Here is a 9,795-nt window from a genome sequence, read left to right as displayed (position 1 = left end):
GGCGCGCGCTCCGCGCGCTTGGCCTCCGCCCCCGTTCCGGGGGCGGTTTATTTTTGATTTGTGCTTTGTTATTTTGTGCAACGGGAGCGACCGCGACCCGCCGCTCCTGCGGCGCCCCCGCGGAGGCAGCGGAGCCGCCGTGAGCGAAGTTTTGTAGCTCCTCACCGGGCGGGCGCATCCGCGCCCTTGGCCTCCGCCCCCCGTGCCGGGGCGCGGCTTAGCGCGGCCGCCGTTTGTTACTTTTTCTGTTTGGTCCTTTTGTGCAACGGGAGCGACCGCGACCCGCCGCTACTGCGGCGCCCCCGCGCAGGCTGCGGACCGAAGGTCCGCCGCCGTGAGCGACAAAAAAACGCGACCGGCGCGATCTTTTGCGCCTATTATGCTGCCAGTCAATCAAACAGCGGAGGCGGCATGGCGGGCAGCGTCAACAAGGTCATTCTGATCGGCAACCTGGGGCGCGACCCCGAAGTCAGGAGCACCAACGCCGGCGATCAGATCGTACATCTCAATCTGGCCACCAACGAAACTTGGCGCGATCGCAATACCGGCGAAAAGCGCGAGCGCACGGAGTGGCACCGGGTCGTCATCTTCAACGAGAACCTGGGCAACATCGCCAAGCAATACCTGCGCAAGGGCTCCAAGCTCTACATCGAAGGTCAGCTTCAGACCCGCAAGTGGCAGGACCAGTCGGGGGTCGAGAAGTACACCACCGAGGTCGTGCTGCAGCGCTACCGGGGTGAGATCGCCATGCTGGACTCGCGCGGCGAGGGCGGTGGCGGTTATGGCGGCGGCGCACCTGACGAATACCCCGACGATTATGGTGGAGGTGGTGGCGGCGGGGGAGAAGGAGGCGGCGGCGGCGGAGGTGGAGGCGCCGACACAGGCGCTGGCGGTGGCGCCGACCTCGACGACGAGATTCCTTTCTAGCGAACCCCCAAGCAGCCGCCCGAGGCCCTTTTGCTGCGCTGCAAACAGGGCTTTTTTGCGCCCGCGAAAACTTGCCGCTGACAACAAGGTCTGGTATATTTACCGCACCCCACCCCCCAACATGTCGGGGGTGGCCGGGGCGCCTACCGGTGGCTTCGGAAACCCGGCCTGGCCCAACTTCTGACGCATCAATTCTGACGCCCCTCCCTTGACCGACATAGACACCCCGCCACCGCCGCGCAGCGACACCGTGCCCGTGATGATCGAGGAGGAGATGAAGCGCTCCTACCTCGATTACGCCATGAGCGTGATCGTCTCGCGGGCCCTGCCGGACGTGCGCGACGGCCTCAAGCCGGTGCACCGGCGCATTCTTCACGCCATGAACGAGCAGGGCGCGCTTCCCGACCGGCCCTACCGCAAGTCGGCCCGTGTCGTCGGCGACGTGATGGGCAAGTACCATCCCCACGGCGACCAGGCGATCTACGACGCCATGGTACGCATGGCCCAGAAATTCGCCATGCGCCTGCCGCTGTTGGACGGCCAGGGCAACTTCGGTTCGATGGATGGCGATCGTGCCGCGGCCATGCGCTATACCGAAATCCGCCTCGATCGTTCGGCGTTGGCGCTACTCGGCGACATCGACAAGGATACCGTCGATTTCCAGCCCAACTATGACGATTCGGCCCACGAGCCGGTGGTGCTGCCGTCGCGGCTGCCCAACCTGCTGGTCAACGGCGCCGGCGGCATCGCCGTGGGCATGGCGACCAACATACCGCCGCACAATCTGGGCGAGGTGCTGGATGCCTGCCTGGCCTATATCGAAAACCCCGAGATCGGCATCGACGAGTTGATCGAGATCGTGCCGGCGCCGGATTTTCCCACCGGCGCCCTGATCCTGGGCCGGGGCGGAGCGCGCCAGGCCTATCACACCGGGCGGGGCTCGGTGATCATGCGCGGCCGCGTGCATTTCGAAAAAGCCGGCAAGGACCGTGACGTCATCATCGTCACCGAGGTCCCCTACCAGGTCAACAAGGCGCGCATGATCGAGCAGATCGCCGAGGCGGCGCGCGACAAGCGCATCGAGGGCATCTCGGACTTGCGCGACGAATCGGACCGCGACGGCGTGCGCGTGGTGATCGAACTCAAGCGCGACGCCACCACCGAGGTGGTGCTCAACCAGATCTACCGCCTCAGCGCGCTGCAAACCAGCTTTGGCGTCAACCTGCTGGCGCTCAATGGCGGCCGGCCGCAGTTGCACAACCTCAAGGACATGATCTCGGCCTTCGTCGCCTTCCGCCGCGAGGTCATCACCCGGCGCACCCGCCATGAATTGACCAAGGCCCGGGAGCGCGCCCAGGTGTTGGTCGGTCTGGCCATCGCGGTGGCCAACATCGACGAGGTCATCGCCATCATCCGCAAGGCGCCGGACCCCGCGGTGGCGCGGGAGCGCTTGATGGAACGGTCCTGGCCGGCGGCCGACGTGGGGCCCCTGATCGAGCTGATAGACGAGCCCGGCCACGTCGTCGAGGACGGCAGCTATCGTTTGCTGGAGGTTCAGGCCAAGGCAATTCTCGAGTTGCGCCTGCAGCGTCTGACCGGGCTGGAGCGCGACAAGATCGGCGACGAGCTCAAGGGGCTGGCGGAAAAGATCGTCGATCTGCTCGATATCCTGGGCAGCCATGAGCGCCTGACCGGCGTCATGCGGCGCGAAATCACCGAGGTCCGTGAGCGCTTCGCCGATCCGCGGCGCAGCGAAATCGTCGAGGGCGAGCTGGACCAGGACGACGAGGACTTGATCGAGCGCGAGGACATGGTGGTGACGGTGAGCCACCGCGGCTACATCAAGCGGGTGCGCCTCAGCGCCTACCGGGCCCAGCGCCGTGGCGGCAAGGGCCGGGCCGGCATGAACACCCACGACGAGGATTTCGTCACCCAGGTCTACGTCGCCAACACCCACACGCCGGTGCTGTTCTTTTCCTCCTCGGGCCAAGTCTACAAGCTCAAGGTCTACCGCCTGCCGCTGGCCACGCCGCAAGCGCTGGGCAAGGCCATGGTCAACCTGTTGCCGCTGGACGAGGGCGAAACCATCACTTCGGTCATGCCGCTGCCCGAGGACGAGGAACAGTGGGCCAGCCTCAGCATCGTCTTCGCCACCGCCATGGGCCGGGTGCGCAGGAACGCCTTGTCGGACTTCAGCCACGTCATGGCCAATGGCAAAATCGCCATCCGCCTGGGCGAAGGCGATCGCCTGGTTGGCGTGCAGTCCTGCGACGACGGCGATGACGTGCTGCTGGCGGCTCGTGGCGGCAAGTGCCTGCGCTTCGCCGCCACCGACGTGCGCGTTTTCAAGAGCCGCACCTCCGACGGCGTGCGCGGCATGAAGCTGGCCAAGGGAGATGACGTGATCTCGATGTCGCTGGTACGCCACGCCGAGGTCGGTGTCGAGGAGCGCGACGACTATCTGCGCACCGCCGCCGCCGAGCGCCGCGCCAACGGCGAGACGGAAGTTGCCGCCACGGCCTCCGAGTTACCGCCCGAGCGGCTGGCCGAATTGGCGGCGCATGAGGAATTCATTCTCTCGATTACCGAGAACGGCTACGGCAAACGCACCTCGGCCTATGAATACCGCATCGCCCATCGCGGCGGCCAGGGCATCATCAATATCGAGACCTCGGAACGCAACGGCGAGGTGGTGGCGGCCTTTCCCGTGGTCGAAAGCGACGAGCTGCTGTTGGTCACCGACGGCGGCCAGATGATTCGCTGCCCCGTCAACGACATCCGCATTGCCGGTCGCAACACCCAGGGTGTAACGTTGTTCAGCACGGCGGAAGGCGAACGCGTGGTTTCGGTGGCCCGCCTCTGCGATGGCGGCGAAGACGGCGAAGACGGCGATGACGAGGCTGGCGAGGGCGAAGAGGGCGACGAGGCCGAAGTGGGCGAGGCGGCCGACCAGAACGCCGACGATCAGCAAAAAACAGAGCCTACAGAGACAACAGAGCCTACAGAGTCAGACGCGTAATCGAGGAGTATCTGCGTGGCCAAGCGGCGAACCGGCGTCTACCCCGGCACCTTCGATCCCATCACCAACGGCCACCTGGACCTGATTACCCGGGCCACCAGGGTGGTCGATCACCTGGTGGTGGGCGTTGCCGCCAATCTGGAAAAGGCACCCATGTTCGATGTGGCCGAACGCCAGGCCATGGTGTGCTCCGAGATCGAACACCTGAACGGCCACAACGGCACTACCATCGAGGTCCGGACCTTCGACAATCTGCTCATGCATTTCGTCACCGATGTCGGTGCCTCCATCATCGTGCGTGGCTTGCGGGCGGTTTCCGACTTCGAATTCGAGTTTCAGATGGTAGGCATGAACGCGCGCCTCAACGCCGACGTCGAGACCATCTTTCTCATGGCCTCGGAGAACAACCATTTCATCGCCTCGAGCCTGGTCAAGGTCATCGCCCGCCTGGACGGCGACGTCAGTTCCTTCGTGCCCAGGAACATCGACGAAAAGCTGCGCCACCGGGCGGCCGACGAACGTGCCAAAGGCTCGGCATCCTGAAGCCGGGCGGTAGGGGCTAGGTACTAGGAGAGGGAAATCGCAATGGTGCGGCACTTCATTCTGGCGGCCCTGGCCGCTTTGATACTGGGAGCAGGCAACGTGGATGCGGCGGAACCGGAAAACACGCTTTATCTCGACCTTGAATACGGCCGCGTGGTTATCGAAATGCGGCCCGATCTGGCGCCCGGCCATGTCGCCCGCATCAAGGAGTTGGTGCGCCAGGGCTTTTATGACGGCGTTGTTTTTCACCGCGTCATCGAAGGCTTCATGGCCCAGACCGGCGATCCCACGGGCACCGGTTCGGGGGGCTCGGGCCAGCGCCTGAAGGCCGAATTCAACGACGAGCCCCACGTTCGCGGCACCCTTTCCATGGCCCGCACCCGCAGCCCCGACAGTGCCGACAGCCAGTTCTTCATCGTCTTCGAAGCGGCCCCCTTCCTCGACCGCCAGTACACGGTCTGGGGCCAGGTCAGCGAGGGCATGGAGTTCGTCGACAAGATCAAGAAGGGCTCCAAGTCGGACAACGGCAGCGTCGAGGACCCCGACCACATCGTGCGTCTGCAGGTGGCCGCCGACGCCAAGGATTAGCCGGCGGCCCGGCCGCCATATGCGTGTCGAGCTTTTCGATTTCGAACTGCCGTCGGAGCTGATCGCCGAACGGCCGCTGGAGCGCCGCGACCAGGCGCGCCTGTTGCACGTGGGGGAGGCGTTCGAAGACCGGTTGGTTTCGGACCTGCCGGGGCTTTTGCATCCCGGCGACGTGCTGGTGCTCAACGACACCAAAGTCATACCGGCCCGGCTTCGCGGCAGCCGCCAGGCCGCCCGGGGCACCGCCCGCATCGAGGTGACACTGCACAAACCGGCTCCCGAGCCCGACACCTGGGAGGCTTTCGCGCGGCCGGCCAAGCGCCTGAGGCCTGGGGATGTGGTGCGATTCCCGGGACCGGATGGGGCTGGCGGGCTTTCCGCCGAGGTGATTGAGCGGCGCGGGGGCGAAGTCCGGCTCAGGTTCGATCGCCCCGCCGCCGAACTGCCGGCAGTGCTGGAACAATTCGGCGAGATGCCACTACCACCCTACCTCGGCCGGCCCGGCGACGAGCGCGACCGGGCCGACTACCAGACCGTCTATGCCCGCCGGCCCGGCGCCGTGGCGGCACCGACGGCGGGGCTCCACTTCACGGCCGAATTGCTGGTTGCCCTGGAGGCAAAGGGCATCGAAGAGCAGCGCTTGACCCTGCATGTCGGTGGCGGCACCTTCCTGCCGGTGAGCAGCGAAGACACCGAGGACCACGTCATGCACGCCGAATGGGGCGAGATCGCCGCCCCGGCCGCCGCCGCCATCAGCGCCGCCCGGGCCGAGGGCCGGCGCATCGTGGCGGTGGGCACGACGGTGCTGAGGCTGCTGGAGAGCGTCGCTTCGGCCGGCGGCTTGCGGCCCTGGGCTGGTCAAACCGACATCTTCATCGTGCCCGGATACCGCTTTCAGGTCGTCGACGTCTTGCTGACTAATTTTCACCTGCCGCGGTCTACGCTGTTCATGCTGGTTTCGGCCTTCGCCGGGCGTGAGCGCATGCTGGCCGCCTACGCCCACGCCATGGCCCAGCGCTACCGGTTCTATTCCTATGGCGATTGCTGTCTTTTGGAGCGGAATTCATGAGCGGCATCGGATTCGAGGTACGGGCTAGCGACGGCTCGGCCCGCCTGGGGCATCTCGATACCGCCCACGGCAGCGTTGCTACCCCCGCCTTCATGCCCGTCGGCACCGCCGCCACGGTCAAGGCCATGGCCCCCGAGGCGGTGCGCCAGACGGGCGCCGAGATGGTGCTGGCCAACACCTATCACCTGATGCTGCAGCCCACGGCCGAGCGCATTGCCGGGCTCGGCGGGCTGCACGTCTTCATGAATTGGCCGGGGCCCATTCTCACCGATTCCGGCGGTTTTCAGGTCATGTCACTGGCCAAGCTGCGCCGGCTGGGTGAAAGCGGCGTTAGTCTCCGTTCTCACCTCGACGGCTCGAGCCACGAGCTCACGCCCGAACGCGCCATCGAAATCCAGGCGCTGTTGGGCTCCGACATCGCCATGGTGCTGGACGAGTGCACGCCCTATCCGGCCAGCGAGGACGAGGCGGCCAAGTCCATGCGGCTCTCGCTGCGCTGGGCCGAGCGCTGCCTGGCTGCCAGCCGGCCGGCCCCGGGGCAGGGCCTTTTCGGCATCGTCCAGGGCAGCACCTATGCCGAGCTGCGGGCCGAATCGGCGGCCGGGCTGATCGAGCTCGGCTTCGACGGCTACGCCATCGGCGGCCTTGCCGTCGGCGAGGGCCAGGCCGAGATGTTTCGCGTGCTCGAGGCCGGCGTGCCGCATTTGCCGGCGGATCGGCCGCGCTATCTCATGGGCGTGGGCAAGCCCGCCGACATCGTCGGTGCCGTGGGCCGCGGCGTCGACATGTTCGATTGCGTACTGCCGACGCGTTCGGGCCGTACCGGTCAGGCCTTCACGGCCCATGGTGCGCTCAACATCCGCAACGCCCGTCACCGCGACGATTCCCGGCCGCTCGAGGAAGCTTGCTCCTGTGCCGCCTGCGCCAGCTATTCCCGGGCCTATCTGCATCACCTCTTCCGAGCCAAGGAGATGCTCGGGCCGATGCTGCTGACGGAACATAACTTGACCTATTACCAGCGCCTGATGGCGGGGCTGCGGGCGGCCATCGAGGCCGGGCGGTTCGCCGAATTCACGCGGGAATTCACCGAATTCCAGGCGGCGGGCGACATACCGCCAATTCAGGGACTGTGACAGCCGCCATATTCGCGTCTGGCCGATTGACCTACCATTCCGGCCAACAAGGCATACCGTCAGCGGCACGAGGAGAAGCAAATCACGGTGACGGCGATGACCATGGGCCTGGGGCTCTACCTCATCCTGTTTGGCCCGATTCCTGTCGAAATCCCGCTATTCAATCAGATGTTCGGCGTCGCGCTGCTGATTGGCGCGCCGGTGCTGCGCGGCCTGATGGTGCGAAGCTAAACCGCATTCTCACCAGGAAAACAGTGCTCGCGCAGGCGCCGGCAATAGGCCGTCAGGTTCTCGCTTTGCCGCAGGCGCTGGCGTACCGGGGTTTCGATCGGTACCGCCAGGATGGCGGCCAAAAAGGCATAGGCCGTAGCGTCGATGCCCGAGGGCTGATCGCCCAGCATGAAGTCTTGTTCCCCCAGCAGGTCGGCCACGGCAGCGATATCGCGACACCCCATGGCCGCCACTTCGGCGGCCGAGTGGCGGCCGACGCCCTGGCTCCTGAGGCTGCCGAGCGTACTGCGCCGTGCCAGGGCGGCGATCAGCGGACGCAAGGGGGCGGGCAGGGCGGCGAAGTACTCCGGCTTGACGATTTGCCAGTTGGCCTCGATGGCCCAGCGCGGATAGACGATGGCGCTCCAATAAAGGCCGTCCTCGAAGAGGTGGCCCAGCGCCTGGGCCAGGCCGCGCCGGCGCGGCTCCAGGTGGGCATCGAGGTCGACGGCGTACTGGGCCGAGAGATATAATCGATGATCAGCCCCGAATCGCCCAGCACCGTGCCGCCGTCGTCGATGTAGGGCAGCTTTGCCTTGGGCCCCTTGCGGGGATCGGGCTCATCCACCACCTCGTAGGGCAGGGCGGTCAGGCGCAACCAGGTTTCGAGCTTGAGACAAAAGGGGCTGTAGCTGGGCAGCCCCCAGCCGGGCGGAAACTGATAGAGCTTGATCATGATCTCGACCCCTCGGGTGGGTGCAGGCATCAGACCATAGCTTAAAGAAACGGCGGCTCGATTCCCTCGCGCTCGATGGTCCGGGCGACGGAGGCGCGGGCAACTATGTTTTCGAGGTAGGGGCCAAGATGGCCGAGCTTGCCCGGCGCCTGTCGCAGCTCTCTGGCCCAGCGGCACAACATGGCGAGATAGGGATCCAACAGCGTGAAGCTCTCGCCCATCAGGAAGGGCCGCCGGACAACGGCCTCGTCCATGACCTCGAACATTTCCGCCAACCGCGCTTCGGCGCCCGCTTTGACCGCTTCTTCGCCGGCGCTGTCCGCGGCATAACGACTGGCATAGTGATAGACCAGCAGTTCCGGCTGGATCGTCGTGGCCATATAGAACAGCCATTTGTGCAGCACCGCCCGCTCCCTCGTGCCGGAGGGCGGAGCAAGACCGCTTTCGGCATGGCTGTCGGCAATATAGAGACAGATCGCCGCCGTTTCGAAAAGCACCAGATCGCCATCGACCAGCGTCGGGATGCGCCCGCTGGGGTTAAGCTTCAGATAGTCCGGTGACTTGTGGGCTTCCAAGGTGCGGTCGACCTTTACCAGTTCATACCGGGCCCCGGCCTCCCGCAAACAGACGTGCGGGGCGAAGCTGGCGTTGTCGGGGTAATAGTAGAGCTGAAGCACGGTCGTCCTCCTGGGCGGATATCGAAGCCTGGAGGATAGTCCAAATTGGCGGCGGATTGGATGGTGCGGCGTCAGTGCGGTGCCGGGACTATTGACCGCGCCGGTCGGCGAACCTAAGTTGCCGCAGCCGGCCAGCCACACGGTGGCAAGCCACCCGGCCAGCCACACGGTGGCCACCCTTGGGGGCGCGTAGCTCAGTTGGCAGAGCATCTGACTTTTAATCGGATTTCTACAGGGTCCGTACCTGAACCGGTCTACCGGTTGACCTTCAAAAATCCCAGGGTTTCAGCGCCTTTCAGCTCCTCAAAGCTAATTTGGCACGTCTATAAGTTGGGACTGAAATTATGCCAAATCAAGGGCTAATTGTGCCCAGATTGTGCCAGGACCCAAATTCTGACCCGCCCGAAACCTCCCCACCCAACACCTCCACCCCACCTCCAAGCCACCCAACCCCATCCTGGTCCTGGCCACCCCCACCCCACCTCCAGACGGTCATTTGTGCATGCTATTAATGGTGTTTCTCGACCGTAGAGACGCAACTCCAAAATCCAGGTAGGTAGACAGCCCCCGGAAATCGTTTAGCGTTTTTGGGGCTAAAAAACGCTTATTAAGGGGCACGAAAGAGGGCGGGCAAGGGCCATGCCACCCCCTGGGGGCTCTTGCATTCCAGCAAGCGAATGGCGCAACGGTTTCAAGTGTTAACCAGGGTTGCCGGGATGCCCTGGGTCGTAGTCAGGGTGGGCTGGCGGGGGTTCAGGCGCACGTTGGCCCGTGTTGCCCTAGCTCCCGCCTTGCAATCCCAACCGACCACGGTGCTACAATCTGTGTTCAAGAACTGCAACAGGGAACGAGGCACGGGTTCGATATCTACTATCGAGCATGATCTGGAAATG

Annotated in this window: 10 protein-coding genes; 7 read left to right on the top strand and 3 right to left on the bottom strand. The window is 65.0% G+C overall.

The window, feature by feature from the left end; translation table 11 throughout:
- Window positions 1-411: 411 nt before the first annotated feature.
- The 7 genes from ssb (at window position 412) to QGG75_14300 (ending at window position 7,510) form a co-directional block, all read left to right on the top strand.
- Window positions 412-927, top strand: a complete 516-nt coding sequence (gene ssb / locus QGG75_14330; protein ID MDP6068410.1) for a single-stranded DNA-binding protein — start codon at window positions 412-414, stop codon at window positions 925-927.
- A gap of 259 nt (window positions 928-1,186) precedes the next feature.
- Complete coding sequence (gene gyrA, locus QGG75_14325; protein ID MDP6068409.1) at window positions 1,187-3,946, top strand: DNA gyrase subunit A; 2,760 nt, start codon at window positions 1,187-1,189, stop codon at window positions 3,944-3,946.
- A gap of 15 nt (window positions 3,947-3,961) precedes the next feature.
- A complete protein-coding gene (gene coaD / locus QGG75_14320; protein MDP6068408.1) occupies window positions 3,962-4,489 on the top strand; it encodes a pantetheine-phosphate adenylyltransferase in 528 nt (175 codons plus the stop codon).
- Window positions 4,490-4,531: 42 nt separating this feature from the next.
- The gene (locus tag QGG75_14315; protein ID MDP6068407.1) at window positions 4,532-5,077 is read left to right on the top strand and encodes a peptidylprolyl isomerase; all 546 of its coding nucleotides are present in this window, start codon (window positions 4,532-4,534) and stop codon (window positions 5,075-5,077) included.
- Window positions 5,078-5,096: 19 nt separating this feature from the next.
- A complete protein-coding gene (queA, locus tag QGG75_14310) occupies window positions 5,097-6,146 on the top strand; it encodes a tRNA preQ1(34) S-adenosylmethionine ribosyltransferase-isomerase QueA (GenBank protein MDP6068406.1) in 1,050 nt (349 codons plus the stop codon).
- Window positions 6,143-7,279: a tRNA guanosine(34) transglycosylase Tgt gene (tgt, locus tag QGG75_14305; GenBank protein MDP6068405.1), complete on the top strand. Its 1,137-nt coding sequence runs from the start codon at window positions 6,143-6,145 to the stop codon at window positions 7,277-7,279. The genes queA and tgt overlap by 4 nt, the downstream gene beginning before the upstream one ends.
- Window positions 7,280-7,366: 87 nt before the next feature.
- Window positions 7,367-7,510: a hypothetical protein gene (locus tag QGG75_14300; protein ID MDP6068404.1), complete on the top strand. Its 144-nt coding sequence runs from the start codon at window positions 7,367-7,369 to the stop codon at window positions 7,508-7,510.
- Here the strand turns inward: QGG75_14300 and QGG75_14295 are convergent.
- The 3 genes from QGG75_14295 to QGG75_14285 are packed head-to-tail and all read right to left on the bottom strand — an operon-like array spanning window position 7,507 to window position 9,070.
- A complete protein-coding gene (locus QGG75_14295; GenBank protein MDP6068403.1) occupies window positions 7,507-7,830 on the bottom strand; it encodes a glutathione S-transferase C-terminal domain-containing protein in 324 nt (107 codons plus the stop codon). The two genes, QGG75_14300 and QGG75_14295, sit on opposite strands and share 4 nt — an antisense overlap.
- Complete coding sequence (locus QGG75_14290; protein MDP6068402.1) at window positions 7,818-8,255, bottom strand: glutathione S-transferase N-terminal domain-containing protein; 438 nt, start codon at window positions 8,253-8,255, stop codon at window positions 7,818-7,820. The genes QGG75_14295 and QGG75_14290 overlap by 13 nt, the downstream gene beginning before the upstream one ends.
- A gap of 11 nt (window positions 8,256-8,266) precedes the next feature.
- Window positions 8,267-9,070, bottom strand: coding sequence for a glutathione S-transferase family protein (locus tag QGG75_14285; GenBank protein MDP6068401.1), 804 nt, complete (start codon window positions 9,068-9,070; stop codon window positions 8,267-8,269).
- Between the last annotated feature and the right edge of the window lie 725 nt (window positions 9,071-9,795).

Source organism: Alphaproteobacteria bacterium (assembly GCA_030740435.1).
GTDB lineage: Bacteria > Pseudomonadota > Alphaproteobacteria > UBA2966 > UBA2966.
This window is presented reverse-complemented; position numbering and strand designations above follow the sequence as displayed.

Coding starts and splice junctions, on each gene's coding strand:
- gyrA (MDP6068409.1), top strand. CDS start 1,187: ATGATCGAGGAGGAGATGAAGCGCTCCTACCTCGATTACGCCATGAGC.
- QGG75_14315 (MDP6068407.1), top strand. CDS start 4,532: ATGGTGCGGCACTTCATTCTGGCGGCCCTGGCCGCTTTGATACTGGGA.
- tgt (MDP6068405.1), top strand. CDS start 6,143: ATGAGCGGCATCGGATTCGAGGTACGGGCTAGCGACGGCTCGGCCCGC.
- ssb (MDP6068410.1), top strand. CDS start 412: ATGGCGGGCAGCGTCAACAAGGTCATTCTGATCGGCAACCTGGGGCGC.
- queA (MDP6068406.1), top strand. CDS start 5,097: ATGCGTGTCGAGCTTTTCGATTTCGAACTGCCGTCGGAGCTGATCGCC.
- QGG75_14290 (MDP6068402.1), bottom strand. CDS start 8,255: ATGCCTGCACCCACCCGAGGGGTCGAGATCATGATCAAGCTCTATCAG.